Origin of the sequence: Rufibacter sp. DG15C, assembly GCF_001577755.1 — a bacterium.
Lineage (GTDB): Bacteria > Bacteroidota > Bacteroidia > Cytophagales > Hymenobacteraceae > Nibribacter.
On sequence record NZ_CP010776.1, the window covers coordinates 765,674 to 784,639 of the forward strand.

An 18,966-nucleotide genomic window follows, 5' to 3' on the forward strand; every position below is an offset into this window, starting at 1 on the left:
CTATGGAATCTGCCAAAACTGCCCTCATTGCGGGTGCCAGTGGGTTGGTAGGCAGTCATTGCCTGCAACTCTTACTGGACGACCCCAGATACAGCAAAGTCATTTCTATTGGAAGGCGCCCCCTGCATCTGGATCACCCCAAACTCAAGCAGCTGGTGGTAGATTTCAATGACTTGGGCAAGCACCAGCAGAGCCTGGTGGCAGATGACATTTACTGCTGCCTGGGTACCACCATCAAGAAAGCCGGCTCTAAGGAGAACTTTAGAAAAGTAGACTTGCACTATGTGGTCAACTTGGCCAAGATTACGTCCAAGAACTTTGCCACGCAGTTCCTGGTGGTTTCTGCCCTGGGCGCCGACCCGGAGTCCCACATCTTCTACAACCACACCAAAGGCGAAATGGAGCAGGCCGTCAAAGCGCTTCCGTTCACGGCCGTGCATATTTTCCAGCCGAGCCTGCTTTTAGGCAACCGCCAGGAGAAACGGAAGGGCGAGTCTATCGCTGCCACGGCCATGCGTTGGTTTGGTTTCTTGCTGCGTGGGCCATTGCGCAAGTACCGTCCCATCCAAGCCAAGACCGTAGCCAAGGCCATGCTGGAGGCTGCCAAACAAGATGGCGGCGGGATATTGGTGCACCACTCAGAGCAGATGCAGCAGTACGCTTAATTACCTATCATTGAAAGAATCGTTTTTGGTTTGTTTTCTAGAAAACAAACCAAAAACGATTCTTTTTTACACCATGTACATTTCTGTTACTAGCAGATCCCTTTTGACAACCCGGCGCCCTGAATGGAGTATTATGGAATCATTGATTTCTACTTCTTACTTCTCCACTTTATGGCGTCGCCTGAGCATCACTTAAAACATCTTTTCCCGCGAAGCGTCCAATATGATCCGCATTGGGTGCGCGAGCATTCCATGGGCGAGAACGTGCTCTTTAACTTGGAGAGCATCACCTCAAAAATTCCGCTTAAGAAAGGCATGCGCGTACTGGATTTGGGTTGCGGTAAAGCCATCAGTTCCATCTTTCTGGCCAAGGAGTTTGGCTTACAGGTATGGGCCGTAGATGAGGCTATTTCGGCTACGGATAATTACCAGCGCATCTTAGACGAGAACCTGGAAAACCAAGTGTTTCCACTTCAGGTAGATGCCAGGTCCCTGCCCTTCCCGAAGGAGTTTTTTGACGTGGTTTTGGTGATAGATTCTTACACCTACTTTGGCACCGATGACAAATACCTGCCCTATATCTGCAAGTTCCTGAAGCCCGATGGCTACATAGGCGTGGTGGACGTGTGCTTTCTGGAGGAGATTGAAACACTGGACCAGGTGCCCGACTTTCTGCAGGAAGACTACCAGGACTACTGGTACTACATCCATTCCATTCCCTGGTGGCAGAAACTTTGGGAGAAAACCGGCTTGGTCAAAGTCACCACCGCGGAGGTGTTGCCCGCCGCTGAACTCATACGCGAGCAGTATGTGAAGGACTTTGAGGAGCATGGACAAAAAAAAGACCCGTTTGCACGAGCCCTTAAAAAAGATAAGCACCAAACAATCAGTTTCTTCCGGATTGTAGGCCAACGCACCGACAAAAATGCCTATCTGCAGTCTTACAAAAAAAGTTAACTTGCAGTCGCAAAAGTCATCTCAAACGGAGCAGACCCTGTTTTTGTCAATATTTTCTCTGTTATAGAGTAAAATAAAAAAGTGATTTTAACGCTTAATAGTTGATTGCCTACCAACGGTAGGGATAGACGATATTGTAGGTTTGGAATATCACATAGCGGAAATTCTTGTTACTGGCAGCCATCAATTTATGCCATTTTTGGATGTCTACCGGGACGGTTTTTTCTTGTTTCCTGACGGCGCACTAACCGTGAGGCACATCAACTGATGCTTCCCCGAACCTACTTGAAAAGCCTGCCTCGCGCAGGCTTTTTCATTTTCTAAGATTTTCATTTTTGGGCTGTTTTCTGGGAATTAGGCGGAAAACGGTTTTGATTGTCGATTGCTGGTTGTTGGTTGATGTCTCCCTCTGCTGAATCCCGCAGTTGTTGGTGTTATCGCCAACGACCCAGACTGCCTCTCCTCCTGTATACCTTATGGACTTCCGTTGGCTATGCCTGAGCAATGCCGCTTCATCCGGTGCCCTTATGCCCTTCGTTGCATCATATCCGCCAAGCGCTCGCGGCCGCGGGGCCCCGTCTTCCCACCTCGCGCTGTACCAGCTTGCCTCTTTTGCATATTTACTTCCTTGAATTAGCTGACCGGTATCGCTTTCTAGTGACCGCTGTTCGGTTCAGAGGCGGCAACCTGCTTAGGCGACTCGCCGGAAAGACTGGAATGGGTGCCAGTAGTAGAAGCCTTTGCTAGTAGTGATTCCCCCCTTGAGGGGGGCGAAGGGGGGTGTTTACACGAGCAGAGAAAATCCTCCTAAGCCAATACACAAGACCTCCCAATGTGCAGAACTCTTCCGAGTAGCACTACGCAAAGTTCATTTTTAGCCCCTTTTCCAGAAAACAGCCCAAAAACGAAAATCCCCAACTCAAGACTCAGGACTCTCGACTCAGTATATACTATTTGGAGAATGCGCGTTTGCAGACTACCTTTGTAGCACTTATCCAGAAAGACGGAGGGATTAGGCCCTGTGATGTCTTAGCAACCCAATTCAGTTGGGTGCTACTTCCTACCCAGTTCGCGTAGCGTGCTGGGGGAGATGAGTGACGGAATTTCCTGCACGCCTGCCCGCCACTTTTCCTCTGCCCTTTCTGTATACGTAACCATACCCAGGTGAACCCAGAAAGCCATGACGCGCATAGAGGAAGAAGTACAAAAACGAATTTTAGTCTTAGACGGTGCCATGGGCACCATGATTCAACGCTATAACCTCCAAGAAGAGGATTACCGCGGCGAGCGCTTTAAAAACCACCCTACCGATGTGAAGGGCAACAACGATTTGCTCTCCCTCACGCAGCCGCACATCATCAAAGAAATCCATAGCCAGTACTTTGAGGCCGGCGCAGACATTGCCGAGACCAACACCTTCAGCGGCACCTCCATTGCCATGGCCGATTACCAGATGGAGGATTTGGTCTATGAACTAAATTTCGAATCTGCGCGCATCGCCCGCGAGGCTGCCGATGAGTGGACCGCCAAGACGCCAGACAAACCGCGCTTCGTGGCCGGGGCCATGGGCCCCACCAACCGTACCGCCTCTCTCTCGCCTGATGTGAACAACCCAGGATTTAGAGCTATTACTTTTGATGAATTGGTAGACGCCTACACCGAGCAGATTAAAGGCTTGGTAGACGGCGGCGTGGATGTGCTGTTGGTGGAAACCATCTTTGACACACTCAACGCCAAGGCAGCTTTGTTCGCCATTGACCAATATAGCCAGCAGACGGGCAAGCGCCTGCCTATTATGGTATCCGGCACTATTACAGACGCCAGCGGCCGAACCTTGTCGGGGCAGACGGTAGAGGCGTTCTTGTACTCGGTGTCGCACATGACATTGTTGAGCGTTGGCTTTAACTGTGCCCTGGGCGCGAAGCAGTTGCGCCCGCATTTGCAGTCTTTGGATAAGGCCTCTAAGTTCAGAATAAGCGCGTACCCGAATGCCGGTTTGCCAAACGCTTTTGGCGCCTATGACGAGACGCCTGAGCAGATGGGTGAGCATATACGGGATTATTTAGAGAACAACTTCGTGAACATTGTGGGTGGTTGTTGTGGCACTACGCCGCCGCACATCAAAGTCATTGCCCAGATTGCCCAGGAATTCTATCCGCGTCCCCTCCCAGAATTACCGGCCGTTCCTACCTATTCCGGCCTTGAGCCACTAACGGTGTTTGAAGGCTCCAACTTCGTCAACATCGGTGAGCGCACCAACGTCACCGGCTCCAAGAAATTCGCCCGCCTCATTTTAAATGGGGAGTTTGAAGAAGCCCTGGCCATTGCCCGCCAACAGGTAGAGAACGGTGCCCAAATCATAGACGTGAACATGGACGAAGGCCTGCTGGACTCAGAAGCCGCCATGACCACCTTCCTCAACCTCATCGCCTCAGAACCAGACATTGCGCGCGTGCCCATCATGATTGACTCCTCTAAATGGAGCGTGATTGAGGCTGGTTTGAAGTGTGTGCAGGGTAAGGCTATTGTCAACTCCATCTCCCTTAAAGAAGGCGAAGAGAAATTCAAGGAAGTGGCCCGCAAGGTGCGCAGTTACGGAGCCGCGGTGGTGGTGATGGCGTTTGACGAACAAGGCCAGGCCGACAACTACGAGCGTCGCATCCAAATCTGCCAACGTGCTTATAACATCCTGACCAAAGAAGTAGGCTTCCCGCCCCAGGACATCATCTTTGACCCCAACATCTTGACGGTGGCCACGGGCATGGAAGAGCACAACAACTACGCCGTAGACTTCATCAATGCCACCCGCTGGATTAAAGAAAACCTACCGGGCTGTAAAGTGAGCGGCGGCGTGAGTAACATCTCCTTCTCGTTCAGGGGCAATGACCCCGTGCGTGAGGCCATGCACTCTGTCTTCCTGTACCACGCCATCAAGGCCGGTCTGGACATGGGCATTGTGAATGCGGGTATGCTGGAGGTCTACGAGGAAATCCCGAAGGACCTGTTAGAGCGCGTTGAGGATGTATTGTTGAATAGAAGACCAGATGCTACGGAGCGTCTGGTGGAATTCGCTGAAACCGTCAAAAACAAAGGCAAAGAGATAGTCCGTGATGAGGCCTGGCGCAACGAGCCGGTGCAGAAGCGTTTGACGCACGCGCTGGTGAAAGGCTTGGTGGAATACATTGACCAGGACGTGGAAGAAGCCCGCCACTTGTACACTAAACCGCTAGAAGTCATTGAAGGCCCGCTCATGGATGGTATGAACGTGGTAGGCGACCTGTTTGGTGAAGGCAAGATGTTCCTGCCGCAGGTGGTGAAAAGTGCCCGCGTAATGAAGAAAGCCGTGGCTTACTTACTGCCGTTCATTGAGCAGGAGAAAGAACGCGCCGCCGCCGCCGGTGATACCTCTACCCGCCAGACCAACGGTAAAATCCTCCTTGCCACCGTGAAAGGCGATGTGCACGACATAGGCAAAAACATTGTGGGCGTGGTCTTGGCCTGCAATAACTATGAAGTGATTGACTTGGGCGTGATGACACCCATTGATAAAATATTAGAGACCGCCCGCCAGGAGAACGTGGACGTGATTGGCCTGAGTGGCTTGATTACGCCGTCTCTGGATGAAATGGTGTCGGTGGCCCGGGAGATGGAACGCCAGAACTTTCACGTGCCGTTGTTGATTGGTGGTGCTACCACCTCTCGCGCGCATACTGCCGTGAAGATTGCTCCGGCTTACAAAGGCACGGTGGTGCACGTGTTGGATGCTTCGCGCAGTGTACCGGTGGTTGGTTCTTTGCTGAGCCCCGATAACCGCGAGAAGTTTGCTCAAGACATGAAGGCCGAGTACGATGAGATGCGCGAAGGTTATTTGAGCCGCCAGAAGGAGAAGAAATACCTGACTTTGCCAGCCGCACGCGCTAATAAATTACCCATTGACTGGAAAGCCGAGGACATTTATCAACCCGCTAAAACCGGCGTGACCGTATTCAAAGGCTTCCCGCTGAAGGAACTAGTGCCCTACATTGATTGGACGCCGTTCTTCCAGACCTGGGAGTTGCACGGCCGTTTCCCTAAACTGCTGGAAGACCCGCTCATTGGGTCAGAAGCCACCAAGCTATACGCAGATGCTCAGGCCTTACTAAAGCGCATTGTAGACCAGAAACTGCTCACCGCCAACGGCATTGTGGGTCTGTTCCCGGCCAACAGCATCGGGGAAGATGACATTGAGGTCTATGCCAACCAGGACCGTTCAGAAGTGTTGACCACCTTCCGTTCGCTTCGTCAACAAGGACAGAAAGGACCGGGCATTCCCAACCTGGCACTGGCAGACTTTGTGGCTCCCAAAGAAACCGCTTTACCAGATTACGTAGGCGGCTTTGCCGTCACCACGGGCCATGGCTTAGAAGAACTGCTCCAAGAATTCGCCGCTGACCATGACGACTACCACAGCATCATGGCCAAAGCTTTGGCAGACCGTTTGGCAGAGGCGTTCGCCGAGAAACTGCATGAGATTGTGCGCAAGGAACTGTGGGCCTACGAGCCAGAGGAAAGCCTGAGCAACGAGGAACTCATCAAGGAGAAATACCAAGGCATCCGTCCGGCTCCGGGCTACCCGGCCTGCCCAGACCACACCGAGAAAACCATGCTGTTCCAGTTGCTGGACGTGGAGAAACACACCGGCATCACCTTGACCGAGAGCCTGGCCATGTACCCTACCGCGGCGGTGTCTGGTCTGTACTTCGCGCATAAGCAATCTAGGTATTTTGGCTTGGGCAAGATTGAGAAAGACCAGGTGACAGACTACGCCAAGCGCAAAGGCATGACCGTAGAGGAAACCGAGCGCTGGCTATCACCAAATTTGAATTACTAAGCACTTCCGTTTTTGGCCTGTTTTCTGAAAAACAGGCCAAAAACGGAAAAAGCTTTTTTATAATCAGGGTTTCCTTCTCTTCTGTCATCCTGAAAGGAACTTGTGAGCAAACTAAATAAGCGCCTGAGTAAACGCTATTACAACTTGCCCACAAGTTCCTTTCAGGATGACAAAGGGGGTTAAGGAAATTGAGGAAACTACATTAGAGGCAAAACCTCTTAAAGACATCCTTTACATCGCCTAGGGCGAACAGAAACGACTAATCGCCAACAGGCAAAAAATACCCGACACTACGTCAATGAAAGTAACAGAGCATTTACAGAACGCCACTTCTACCCTTTTCTCTTTTGAGATTCTGCCTCCTGTAAAAGGGAAAAGCATCCAGTCCATTTATGAAGGCATTGACCCTTTGATGGAGTTCAACCCGCCGTTTATCAACGTGACCTACCACCGCGAGGAGTACGTATTCAAAGAGCGTGGCAACGGGTTGCTGGAGAAAATCACCATCCGGAAGCGGCCTGGTACGGTAGGGATTTGTTCGGCTATTATGAACAAGTACAAGGTAGACACGGTGCCGCACATCATCTGTGGGGGCTTCAGTAAAGAGGACACCGAGAACGCCTTGATGGACCTCAACTTCCTGGGTATTGACAACGTGCTCTTGCTGCGCGGCGATGCCGTGAAAACGGAGGCCCATTTCCGTCCGCACACAGATGGGCACGCCCACGCTTCTGACCTTATCCAGCAGGTAGTGCAACTCAACCACGGCCAGTACCTGGACGAGGAAATGGAAAACCCCACGCCCACGGACTTCTGCATTGGTGTGGCCGGTTACCCAGAAAAGCACGTAGAAGCGCCAAACCTAGCCACCGACCTCAAGTACCTCAAGCAGAAGGTAGATTTAGGTGCCCAGTACATCATCACGCAGATGTTTTTTGACAACAAGAAGTTCTGTGACTTTGTGACCGCCTGCCGTGAAGCTGGGATTACGGTTCCTATCATTCCGGGGCTGAAGCCTTTGACCACGCGCAACCAGCTCACTGTGTTACCACGCTTCTTCAACATTGACTTGCCCGAGGATTTGGTGAACGCCGTAGATGCTTGCAAAACGCCGCAAGATGTGAAACAGGTGGGCATTGAGTGGACCATTCAACAGTGCAAGGAGTTGGTAAACTTTGGCGTACCATGCCTGCACTTCTACACCATGAGTAAGTCTGAGGCAACTGCTGCCGTAGCCAGAGCCATTTTCTAAAACTCGCTTTTGGCCTGTTTCCTAGAAAACAACCTAAAAACGAAAGAGGCGAGACTATCATAGTCTCGCCTCTTTCGTTTTACAAACACTAGGTTTGCTTAGTAGCCAATATGCAGAATGGCATCTCCTTGGTTCACAACGGGCATATTGTTGAGGCCAATAACGAAACCGCTCACCGGGGAGATGATGGGGTGACTAGCAAAACCATATGGGTCTGCCAGCGTGCCAATCTGCTGCCCGTGGTTAATCACTTGGCCATTCTTCACAAAGCTCCTGAACAAGCCTGCCAGCGGCGCCCGTACCCACGTATCTTTCTGACAGACAATAGGCGGCTGCGACACAGGTGTGGACGTATGGATGATGCCCAAATGGTGCATGACCCGGTGTGTGCCCTCAATGGCAATATCAATGCCGGCTTCATCAAAGCGCAGAGACTCACCGGTCTCATACACAATAATGGACTTACCCATCTGCGAGGCCTCTTTGCGAAGCGACCCTAGCCTTAGGTTGGAGTTTAGGATGTACGGCGCCCCAAAGGCATGGGCTAGGCGGGCGTTGGTTTCCTCTTCCAGCACACAGCGTATCTGCGGAAAGTTGGACCGGCTGGCCCCGCCCGTATGGAAGTCAATCCCATAATCTACCAGCGGTAGTATCTCTTTGGTGAACCTATGTGCCACGCGGCTGGCAAGAGAGCCGTTGGCATTCCCCGGGAAACTCCGGTTCACGTCCTTGCCGTCTGGCACCTCACGGGAGAAGTTCAGGAAGCCATAGATGTTGAGCACCGGAATGGCAATGACAGAGCCCCGCTCGGGCTGTAGCATGTTCCTTCTAATCATGCGCCGGATAATCTCAATGCCGTTCACCTCATCGCCGTGCATACCGGCCATGAGCAACAATACCGGCCCTGGCTCCTTCGCCCGGAAGACGTGCACGGGAATGTCAATCTCGGTACCGCTGGGTAGCCTGGAAATCGCTAACCTGATTAAGATGTTTTCGCCGGGCTGAATGGCTATCTCATTGATGATCATCTCCGCCATCGCCGGTGGTTTTCTTTTTGGTGGTTTTAGTGGCTTTCTTGTTGACCAGCAACTCTGTAAACTCTATGATTTTACCGGCAATGTCTTTCTGGGTAGCTCTCTCAATGCCCTCCAGACCTGGAGATGAGTTTACCTCCAGAATTAAGGGGCCGCGTTTGGATTGCAGCATGTCTACGCCGGCCACATCCAGGCCCAATGATTTGGCGGCCATGAGGGCGGCGGCTTTCTCGGCGCGGGAAAGTTTGATGAGCGTGGCGCTGCCGCCGCGGTGCAGGTTAGACCTGAACTCACCTTCCTTGCCCTGCCGTTTCATGGCACCTACTACTTCGCCGTTTACTACAAACACACGTATGTCGGCGCCTTTACTTTCGGCTATGAACTCCTGCACAATGATACGCGCTTTTAAGTTATGGAAGGCTTCAATCACAGATTCGGCGGCTTTGCCGGTCTCTGCCAGTACCACGCCCAGGCCTTGGGTGCCTTCCAGCAGTTTAATCACCAGGGGAGCACCGCCTACTTCCTCTATCAGCTGCTTAACTTCTTTGGAGTAGTTGGTGAAGGCGGTTTTGGGCATACCCAGCCCAGCGCGGGCCATAATCTGCAAGGAGCGCAGTTTGTCTCTTGAGCGCACAATGGACTGGCTGGCCACCACGCTTTTTACTTTCATCATCTCAAACTGGCGCACCACGGCCGTGCCGTAGAACGTGACAGAGGCGCCAATGCGCGGAATGATGGCGTCAATACCAGTGAGCAGTTCGCCTTTGTAAAGGATGTGGGGCGCGCCTTTTTCCATGACCAAGTCACAGCGCAGGTGGTCCAGCACCACGGTTTCGTGGCCGCGTTGCTGCGCAGCTTCTACTAACCGGCGGGTAGAGTACAGCCGGGCATTACGCGAGAGGATCGCTATCTTCATGAGGTCTGGTCTTTTTTCTTGGGTACTCTTTTGGCCTTGGTGGCTTTCTTGTTTTTGGCTTTGAGCGACAGGTTCTTTTTAGAAACGTCTACCACAAACCGGCGCCGCAACAGCGTACGGCCCAACAGCACAGGGTATTTCAAGTCGCTTCTGTCAGAGAGGGAGAACTCGGTCTCAATCTCCTGTCCGTGCACTACAATGCTAGTACGAATGATGTAGCGTTCCTGTACATCGCCAAACGAACTTTTTACATTGCGCAGCGTGAAGTCATTGAACTCAAAGGCTTTGTGGTTGTAGGCCGGGTGCGAAGGGTCCAGCAACTCAAAGTGAATGGCCTTGCGTCCGTCTGCCTGCGTCACTTCTCTAATGTTGTTGCAATGGATGGACGAGGTAAACGCCCCAGTGTCAATCTTGGCTTCTACCTCAAACAACTCCAGCCCGGGAAAGTCCACCATCTCCCGTCTGCCAATGATTTTTTTCTCAAGACTCTCTGTCATACTGCTAAAAGCTAAGGGTCTGTGCGTGTCGTTTCTCGGCTAATTTCTGAAAAACAGGCCAAAAACGGTTGTCTCTTTTACGTGTTGCTGGTAACATGGAGAGGTTCAGGGGGAAAGAATTTGAGTTGGAAGTGTTAGGACTTACTCATGAACTACTTCTCTCAAAAATGATAGTTGCTTTATCCTTTAGGAAAGCGACTTTAAACCATTGCTTTTTAATATTGGAATAAACGATTTCTATATCCGCTTCATTTATATGCTTAGTTAAATTTCTGTACTCTCTAGTGACTCCAATTTTCTGGCTGGTGGTATCAACCTTGAAATCACTCTGCATAGATATTAGTCTCTTAATAGAATTGAAATCGCCCTCTTCTAACTTAATGACAGCAGATGCCCAATAGTCACCATGTAAGTCAGGGTATTCAGAAGCTTTAGCTGTGATGGTTCCAGATATAGGGAATTCTATTCCAGTATTGTGACTGAACTCATCTTTGTAAAAACTGTCAAGAGGGAAAATTGCAATCCATGTGGTAATTAGAGCTGTTAATAAAATTAGGCTAATGTAAGCCCTGTTTATTTGTCCACTAGCTTTTCGGGTTAGCTTCCCACTCTTAAACAACCATTTCTTGAGAGGTAAGTACCCAACGTATAGAAGTCCGCCTACAAGACCAAATCCTATACTAAACACAATAAATAGAATCACACCAATTATAATCGGTCCCATCTGATATTAATTAAACCCGAGACCAATATAAAAAGAAAAGGAGCCGTACGTTCAAGCACGGCTCCTTTTCATAAATCAATTTTCTTACAGCTTACTTTCCGCTGTAGGTGATGCGGTAGATGGCGTCGTTCATATCATCAGAAACCAATAGAGAGCCGTCTGGCATTACTTCTACATCTACGGGGCGTCCCCATTCTTTGCCTTCCTGCAACCAACCAGCCGCGAAGGGTGAGAACGTGGTTTTGCCTTGCGCATCTGTTCGTACCAAGCTCACCCGGTAACCAATTTTCTCGGTTCGGTTCCAAGAGCCGTGCTCGGCTATGAAGATTTGCTTGCGGTAGTTTTCTGGGAACATGGTGCCGGTGTAGAACTCCATGCCCAGCGTTCCGCCGTGCGGGTTTAGTTTCTGCACAGGAGCAGTGTAGTCAGCGCAGTTCTTGCCTTTGCCAAACTCAGGGTCCAGCACATCGCCGGCGTGGCAGAACGGGTACCCGAAGTGCATGCCCTTTTTAGGCGCTTTGTTCAGTTCATCTGCGGGCGTGTTGTCGCCCATCAGATCACGGCCATTGTCAGTGAACCAGAGTTCTTTGGTGTCTGGGTGCCAGTCAAAACCCACGGTGTTGCGCACGCCGTTGGCAAAGACTTCCAGGCCAGAGCCGTCTGGGTTCATGCGGTTAATGGCGGCGTACACGGGCTTCTCAGAAAGGCAGATGTTACACGGCGCACCCACCGGCACGTACAGTTTATCATCTGGCCCGAAGGCGATGTACTTCCAGCCGTGGTGCTCCTCTGTGGGGAATTTGTCATAGACCACCACCGGCTTAGGCGGGTTCTTGAGGTTGGCTTCAATGTTGTCATAGCGCAGGATGCGGTGAATCTCGGCTACGTACAGAGAGCCGTTTCTAAAAGCCACGCCGTTGGGCATTCTCAGGCCGGTGGCAATGGTAATGACCTCATCAGCTTTGTTGTCTTTGTTGCGGTCCACAATGGCGTACACACTGCCTTTGTCGCGGGTACCCACAAACAGGGTGCCGTTGGGCGTGAGCGTCATAGAGCGGGCATTCACCACTTTCTGGGCGTAGTAGCTGATTTTAAAGCCGTCTGGCATCACAATCTTGGCCAGGTTGCCTTCGGTGGCGGGTTCTTCGGTGACGTTCTCAGAGAGGGTGTCCTGGGCTTCAGTGGAAGGCTTCTCCCCTTCGGCGTTGGCGTTGGGTTTGTTGCTGTCTGAGGAACAGCTCATCTGGAACGCCAGGGCCAGGCCCAACACGCTCCATTTAACGGTAGAAAGTCTTTTCATAGATTCGTGAGTGGTTATTCGTTGTTCGTTAATCGAAGGTAAAATGAAGTATTACCCATTTCCGTTTTCAGGCTATTTTCTGGAAAACAGGCCAAAAACGCAACAAGGTAAATAGGAATTAGTTTGGGTGTACGCGCCCTACAGATTCTTGGCCGAGCGGCGGTGGTTCTTCAGCCAGGAGGCCACATCATAGAGCAGGTGCGTATGCCCAGCGTTCAAAATCACCAAGTTGTGTTTGCGCAGGGCTTTCAGGAACACCTCCAGCCGTTTAGGCGAAATAATCTGGTCATACTTGCCCAGAAAAACGGTCACTTCCATGTCACTTTGGTTCAGTAGTTTTACCACGTTCCTGATGTCAAAGGTGAGGTTTCTAAAGGCGGTCCAACTGCGGTACACGCGCAGGCGCTTTTCCTGGGAGTTCATCTGCCAGTTGGCAAACTTCACCAGTCCCGAGTCCACCACCCGCTTGCGCTCCAGCCAACCCAATGTCTGGAAGAACCGCGTGGGCCGTAGCACGATGCGTTTGAACAAGCCCTGCAACCACCCCGGGTAGGTGGCAATGTTGTAGAGCAGATGCGTCTTGATGCCGTCGGGCGCAATGAGGTAGAGCTCGTCCATCTGCCCATGGAACTTCTCCAGCGTAGCCAGCGCGAACTTCCCTCCCATACTGAACGCCATTACAGAGAACCGTTCCACTTTTTCCTTTTCCAGCAAAGCCTGCACAAACTCCTGCAGTCGGGCTTTGGTGAGCGGTTGATCAGTCTTACTCAAGGTACTGCCCCCATGGAAGAATAAATCCACGGCGTACACGGTGTAGTCTGGGTGCAAGGTGCGCGCCATCACGTCAAAGTAATGTCCCTCCTGCCCATACCCATGAAACGCCAAGAGCGCCTTGGGGCCGTGGCCTAACTTTCGGTAGTGGAGCTTAGAGGTTTGCAGTCTGATGATGGACACTGGAAGCAATTTTGGTGATTTTCTCTATACGAGAGGTGCTGGCGTTTTTAGCTTGTTTTGGTGAAAAGAGGCGGAAAATGAGATTTACTCAAAATCTTCTTTCACTTTCGATTTGTGCACCGTTGCTCCTTTCAATGTAGTAATTGCCCAACTATGCGTATCAAGTTCTGAATCGTAGAACCTAAAGTCATTGTTGTCACAACAAGGTCTTACAACAGTTTTAAAGTGGATTTTACTGTTCTTCTTCTCTAAAAATTCTGCATTGATTAGATATCCAGGAAAGCGATGGAGTTGATAAACACCATTCTTGTTTTGGAAGATATATACTGCGTTTATATCCCAATTGACATATTGGTCTATCGCTGATGAATAGATAATATCTAAATCTTCATCATTATCCAAATCAATCAAATAGAAATCACTCAGCCTGCACGCTAATCCATTCCCAATAGATGCAGGACTACTGGTTTTACTGTCCCATCTGTAGCAGTCATTCTCAAGAAACACAAAAGCATTTTCTTGCATTGCGCTTTTGACCGCTTTGTCCACCATGTGCATCTTTTCAGCTTTAGTGAAAACAGCTTCAAATGGCTTCAAATCAAATAGTCTGATGCTAGTAATTTTAGCGGTATCGACTTGGGGCACAGCACTTCCATCTGAATAAGAACTCTTAACTATTTGAGTCTCCTTCAGAGTGCAAAATTGAAATATCAAGGCGAGTAAGAAAACCAGAGATATATCTCTCATTTTTTACAATTCAATTCCAGACAGGTATTTAACTACTAAGTGAACCTAGGCGTTTTTAGCTTATTTTGGTGAAATGAGGCAAAAAATGGGAGTTAATCAATCTCTTAGAATTAATTCATTTAGAAGTTGTAGTATCACGACTAATTCTAATTGTATTAATAGACTTCAAGAAAAGGACACTATTTTTTGGCTTTAGATTATTACCTGAAAATCTCAATTGAATATTCCCAATTGGGCCATTTCCTAAGCTATCAAAGTAAACGCCGGTTATTCCTGTGCCAGGCTTTTTAGGAGTCATTATACTAGCCCTAAATCCATCAATTATTTTATTCTCCAACCTTTGTTTTCTATAAGGCTCTAAATCAGAACTTGATACAATTTCTTTATCTAAAAAAATAAAGCCCGTAGTATCTCTACCTCTTTCTATGAAAATCTTCCTCAAGTTAGCGGGATAAACTTTTAGGCTTTCTTCTTCCAAAGCACCTGAGTAAAAGCCATAATCAAATTGCAAAGTATCTCCATCCTCAGTAACTATCGCTTTAATATGAGAATCAATCCCTTTCAAATCTACCACTCTCCAAGTTTTGGATAAGTCAACTTGAAATGCTTCAAAATCTACAGTTTGAAATTCGTGATTCTCATTTTTCCGGCATGAGGCACAAATTATTAACAAGATTATTAGAGATAGAAGGTTCGGCTTAAAAGTCATTCCAATTGTAATAAAGATTCTAATTTCTTTTAACCGAATTATCTATTATCCACTGCTATCACCCTGCTTCCTCTGCCAGTCACATCAAATACTCTTAGCTTAACTGTTCCCTTCTCTGTGATTGGTCCTAAATATACCTTGCTTTGAGCGGTAGGTTCTGAACCATCTACGGTGTATCTAATCACCATACCCGGCAACTGCACATTAGCCACCACTTTACCGTTTTCTACCACGGCGCCGGCGGTAGGTATGCGGTATTGGAAGCCGTTATGGAAGTAGTTGAGACGGGGCAGTTCACGCTTGCCAAGGGTGTTTACAAACTGGGACCAGGCCGTGGTGTAGAGGGCTTCGCTTTTGGCGGAGTTGGATTCAGTGGCCCAGGTAGGGTCTGGCGCCCAGGCGCGTTCGGCTAAGCCTAATAGTTTAGGCAAGAGCATATATTCCTGGCGCTCGGGGCTGAGGATTCTTTCGCTCCAGAGCGGGGCCTGCAAACCCACGATGTTGGCTTTGCCTTTGGCGGTGAGTTGCTCTTTTCCGGCGAAGGCACCTGGTTTGATGGGGTTATTGCTCTCGTCCACTTTCATGTTCTTCATGTAGTTGAGCGGAATGAAATAGAAGGGCTTGTCCAAGTCCACGAAGCCACCCCAGTAGAGACCGGGCTCCTCGTAAGCTTTCTGGTAGGCTAGGTCTAAGTACAGGTTGGTCACGTTGGTGAGCACCACTTTGTAGCCGGCGTTGGCCATGCGGTAGGCCAGGTCGCTGTTGGCGCCAATGTTGTTCCAGACGTCTACATGCACGTTCTCCTTGGCCAGTACCGGATTGGCCACATAGCTCAGTTTGCCGTTCTCGCGAACCTTGCGCAGACCCACTTCCTCCCAACCCGATAGGTACAGCTTGCGGGCCTTTACCATAGCGTTGAGCTTATTGAAGAAGTAGTACCACAGGTCATCAATCTCTTTGATGGACGCATCTTTCTTCATCAAGGCCTGCACCGACGGGGATTTCTCCCAGACGCCTTTGGGCACCTCGTCGCCCCCGAAATGGATGGTTTGAATGGGTGCGCCGGCTTCTTTGTACATGGCCAGCACTTCATCCGTCACCTTCTCCAAAAACCGATAGGTAGACGGCATAGACACGTCCATCACGTTGTCGTTCCAGTACTGCACCGAGCGGTAAACGGATTTGTCGTTCAGGTCCCGAAGCAAGTACTGCTCAGCCTCGGTTTTCTTGCCTTCTTTGAGCAGACGGTAGTAGCGGGCGTCCATGGCCTTGATGGCCGCGCGCGCGTGGCCGGGCGTCTCAATCTCAGGAATGACTTTGATGTGGCGCGCCTTGGCGTATTTAAGAATCTCAATGAAGTCTGCCTTAGTGTAATGACCGCTACCGGTGGTATTGTTCACGTCTGGGCCAGAGGCGTAGGCAGCTTGCAAGAACTCCAGGTTATCCAGCGTGTGTCCGCGTCTTCCTCCTACTTGCGTAAGTTCTGGCAAACCGGCAATCTCCAGGCGCCAGCCTTCGTCGTCGTTCAAATGGAAGTGCAGGACGTTGAGTTTATACAGCGCCATCAAATCCAGCACCTTGAGCACCTGCTCCTTCTGCTGGAAGTTTCTGGCCACGTCCATCATAAAAGCACGGTGCGGAAACCTAGGAGCATCTTTTACCTGCACACCGTCAATGGTGACTGAGGTCTGCTTTTTAGCCAGCAGCAGGGGCGGCATCAAAGTTTTCAAAGACTGAATGCCATAGAACATACCAGCCGGTGAAGTGGCTGAAATGACAATTCCCGATGAGGCAACCTGCAACTCATAGCCTTCGGCACCCAAGCCCGCTTTCTTTTTCAGTTGAATGGAAGGAGCACTTGCTTCACGTGTCTGCGTTGTGTTCGGCTTCCCGAAGACCATTTGCAGATACGCTTCCAAGTGCTGCTGTTCATTGGCAAATTCTTTTTCAGAAGTAATTTTAGTGGCGGGTGTTAAGGTCAAAGAACTGCCAGTTTTAGTGTATTGCGCAGGCGTAGGAAATACCTTAGTCAGCTTGTCTTCCGGGATGTCTTGAATGACTTGGTTCTGGCGGTAGATGTCCTGCGCCTCTATCCAGCCCACTGCGTTTTTGGTGGGCTTCACGTAGTGCGTGCTGAGCGAGTAGCCTTTGGCTGGCTCCTGATCCCAAACCAGGTAAAAGCCATAAGGCGCCCGTGAGTCGTTGATGATTTGCCCGGCTGAGACCAGTTCAATGCTGATGGAGTCACCAGCGGCCACGGCTTTAAAATTCTCCGTTGGCACCAGACGCAACAAATCTCCGTTGATGGCCTCCACTTTTACCAGCCCGTTATTGTCCTTGGCTTTGAAAGACGGCGAACCATTGAAGTAGATGGTCCAGCCAGTGGCGGGCAAAGGAGCGTTGCCGGTGTTTTTGAAGGTCAGCGAGGAGAGCGACTGCGTTTTGCCCAGGTACTTTTCTTCCAAGACCTGAAAGGTAAGCTGAAGGTTGGCTTTGGCATTGAGTGAAGCAGAGGCAGTCTCCACCTTCTCCTGTTTTTGGGGACTGGGCTGTCCGCAACTCACCGTCCACACAGAAAAGAAACAACCCAGAAAACCAATCCAATACTTTGCCATGCCGTCTATCTTTTAGGGGGAAGAATAGGTAAAACTAGCAGTCCGTTTTTGGCCTGTTTCTCAGAAATCAAGCCAAAAACGGACCATTACAAAAATCTTGCTGCTACTTCTATAGTTTAGAAACGCCGCCAGAGACTACAAATTTCATCACCTCGCTGCTTGGTATTTCCAGAAACGTCACGCTTTCACGCGGCACCAGGAACAACTCACCCGAGAAGTTGTAAGAGTGCGGAAAGTAGACGGCCACCTTGTCTGGTAAATGCAGGGCGTCCATGGAAGTCTGGGTGATAAAGCCCAGTTTCAAGACATCCTGGAACTGCGTCATCTTCACCAGGACCGGCTGGTTGAACTTCTGGTTCTCGCCTACAAAGGCGTCAAACAAGTCTTTGAGTGAGGAGTAAATCATGCTCACCAGCGGCAGGCGGTTCATGATGCGCTCGGTGAGCACAAAGAACGGTTTGACCAAGAAAGACGAGCCGATGAAGCCCACCAAGGTGATGAGGAAAATCATGATGAACAGTCCCAGTCCCGGGTAATACAGCAGGAAGAGGTTGTCCAGCCAGTTCACAATGGCTACAATGATGTAGATGGTGAGGCTAATGGGCGCTACAATCAGGAAACCGTTGAGAAAGTATTTGAGTAATTTTTTCATGCTACAGGAAAGGTAAAGAAAAAGCCCCGACGAGCGGGGCTTAAAAATAGGGATAATCTATTATATTGTTTCGTTCTTATACGGCTACGGCCTCCTGTGCCTGAATAGCGTCTTTTACTTCCTGCATCAGCCACATGGGCGTAGACGTGGCCCCGCAGATACCCACCGAGGCGGCCTCCTTGAACCAGTCCATGTCCAGTTCCTGGGCGTTCTCCACAAAATAACTCTGCGGATTTACGCGCTGGCAAACGGCGTAGAGCGCCTTGCCGTTGGAGCTTTTCTTACCGCTCACAAAGATGACCACGTCATGCAAAGCGGCGAACTTCTCTAGCTGCGGTTCGCGGTTAGACACCTGGCGGCAGATGCTGTCATTGGCATCCAATGCTTCTACTTGAACACCAGAGGCTTGAGCGGCGGCTACCCGTTGCTCAATCAGCTCCTTCATGTGGTAAAAGCCCTTGGTACTTTTGGTAGTCTGGCTGAACAAGGTGATGGGGCGGCTGTAATCCAACTGGTCCAAATCCTCCTCAGTAGTAATGACAATGGCCTCGTTGCCGGTCTGACCGGCCAAACCAATCACCTCGGCGTGGCCTTGCTGCCCGTAGAGCACAATCTGACCGTTCATGGCCTTGTTGGAGTCATAGGCATGCTTGACGCGGTTCTGCAACTTGAGCACCACCGGACAAGAGGCGTCAATTAGCTCCAGGTTATTCTGCAAGGCCGTTTGATACGTTTCTGGCGGCTCGCCGTGCGCTCTAATCAAGACTTTGCAGTCCCGCAGTTCCTTGAGCTGGTCGCGGTCAATGATGCGCAGGCCCTTGTTGTACAAACGCTGCACCTCCATGCTGTTGTGCACAATGTCGCCTAAACAATAGAGCTCGGTTACTTCCTCTAGTTCGTCCTCTGCCATCTGTATGGCAAACTCCACCCCAAAGCAATAGCCCGAATTCTGATCTATGGTTACGTTCATCCTTACAATGATTAATGGACAATGATTCATGATTAAAAACCAGAAACAATTGACTTATTGGAACGGAAGATACGCTACTTACGCTGTACCTTTCTTTCAGTTAA

General features: G+C 50.2%; 15 protein-coding genes and 1 riboswitch. Of the genes, 4 read left to right on the top strand and 11 right to left on the bottom strand.

From position 1 onward, the window contains the following. Positions 1-2: 2 nt before the first annotated feature. From TH61_RS03200 to metF, 4 genes are all read left to right on the top strand, one after another. Positions 3-665: an oxidoreductase gene (locus TH61_RS03200; RefSeq protein WP_066505808.1), complete on the top strand. Its 663-nt coding sequence runs from the start codon at positions 3-5 to the stop codon at positions 663-665. A gap of 123 nt (positions 666-788) precedes the next feature. Beyond that, positions 789-1,622, top strand: a complete 834-nt coding sequence (locus tag TH61_RS03205; protein ID WP_231862293.1) for a cyclopropane-fatty-acyl-phospholipid synthase family protein — start codon at positions 789-791, stop codon at positions 1,620-1,622. A gap of 988 nt (positions 1,623-2,610) precedes the next feature. Beyond that, a riboswitch (SAM riboswitch) is annotated at positions 2,611-2,719 on the top strand. Positions 2,720-2,802: 83 nt separating this feature from the next. After that, positions 2,803-6,492 (top strand): methionine synthase, encoded by a 3,690-nt coding sequence (gene metH / locus TH61_RS03210; protein WP_066505811.1) that lies wholly within the window; start codon positions 2,803-2,805, stop codon positions 6,490-6,492. Between the two features lie 298 nt (positions 6,493-6,790). Next, positions 6,791-7,744, top strand: coding sequence for a methylenetetrahydrofolate reductase [NAD(P)H] (metF, locus tag TH61_RS03215; RefSeq protein ID WP_066505813.1), 954 nt, complete (start codon positions 6,791-6,793; stop codon positions 7,742-7,744). Between the two features lie 98 nt (positions 7,745-7,842). On the opposite strand, the gene TH61_RS03220 is transcribed toward metF, so the two are convergent. From TH61_RS03220 to TH61_RS03270, 11 genes are all read right to left on the bottom strand, one after another. Then, positions 7,843-8,781, bottom strand: a complete 939-nt coding sequence (locus TH61_RS03220) for a succinylglutamate desuccinylase/aspartoacylase family protein (protein ID WP_066505816.1) — start codon at positions 8,779-8,781, stop codon at positions 7,843-7,845. Continuing rightward, on the bottom strand, positions 8,759-9,694 hold the full coding sequence (gene rimK, locus TH61_RS03225) for a 30S ribosomal protein S6--L-glutamate ligase (protein ID WP_066505818.1): 936 nt from the start codon (positions 9,692-9,694) through the stop codon (positions 8,759-8,761). Before rimK ends, TH61_RS03220 begins: the two co-directional genes overlap by 23 nt. Continuing rightward, positions 9,691-10,191, bottom strand: a complete 501-nt coding sequence (locus TH61_RS03230; protein ID WP_066505827.1) for a RimK/LysX family protein — start codon at positions 10,189-10,191, stop codon at positions 9,691-9,693. The genes rimK and TH61_RS03230 overlap by 4 nt, the downstream gene beginning before the upstream one ends. Positions 10,192-10,336: 145 nt before the next feature. Then, positions 10,337-10,915 carry a hypothetical protein gene (locus TH61_RS03235; protein ID WP_066505829.1) on the bottom strand — a complete coding sequence of 193 codons (579 nt, stop codon included), beginning with the start codon at positions 10,913-10,915 and terminating at the stop codon, positions 10,337-10,339. Positions 10,916-11,006: 91 nt separating this feature from the next. Continuing rightward, on the bottom strand, positions 11,007-12,215 hold the full coding sequence (locus TH61_RS03240; RefSeq protein WP_082780284.1) for a sorbosone dehydrogenase family protein: 1,209 nt from the start codon (positions 12,213-12,215) through the stop codon (positions 11,007-11,009). A 138-nt stretch (positions 12,216-12,353) separates the two neighbouring features. Then, positions 12,354-13,169, bottom strand: coding sequence for an alpha/beta fold hydrolase (locus tag TH61_RS03245; protein WP_066512485.1), 816 nt, complete (start codon positions 13,167-13,169; stop codon positions 12,354-12,356). Between the two features lie 84 nt (positions 13,170-13,253). After that, positions 13,254-13,916: a hypothetical protein gene (locus TH61_RS03250; protein WP_066505832.1), complete on the bottom strand. Its 663-nt coding sequence runs from the start codon at positions 13,914-13,916 to the stop codon at positions 13,254-13,256. Positions 13,917-14,031: 115 nt separating this feature from the next. Beyond that, positions 14,032-14,490, bottom strand: coding sequence for a hypothetical protein (locus TH61_RS03255; RefSeq protein WP_157600528.1), 459 nt, complete (start codon positions 14,488-14,490; stop codon positions 14,032-14,034). Between the two features lie 173 nt (positions 14,491-14,663). Next, on the bottom strand, positions 14,664-17,240 hold the full coding sequence (locus TH61_RS03260) for a family 20 glycosylhydrolase (protein WP_066505836.1): 2,577 nt from the start codon (positions 17,238-17,240) through the stop codon (positions 14,664-14,666). A gap of 109 nt (positions 17,241-17,349) precedes the next feature. Beyond that, positions 17,350-17,892 (bottom strand): DUF502 domain-containing protein, encoded by a 543-nt coding sequence (locus TH61_RS03265; RefSeq protein WP_066505837.1) that lies wholly within the window; start codon positions 17,890-17,892, stop codon positions 17,350-17,352. 76 nt (positions 17,893-17,968) lie between these two features. Continuing rightward, positions 17,969-18,862 carry a 4-hydroxy-3-methylbut-2-enyl diphosphate reductase gene (locus tag TH61_RS03270; RefSeq protein ID WP_066505838.1) on the bottom strand — a complete coding sequence of 298 codons (894 nt, stop codon included), beginning with the start codon at positions 18,860-18,862 and terminating at the stop codon, positions 17,969-17,971. Between the last annotated feature and the right edge of the window lie 104 nt (positions 18,863-18,966).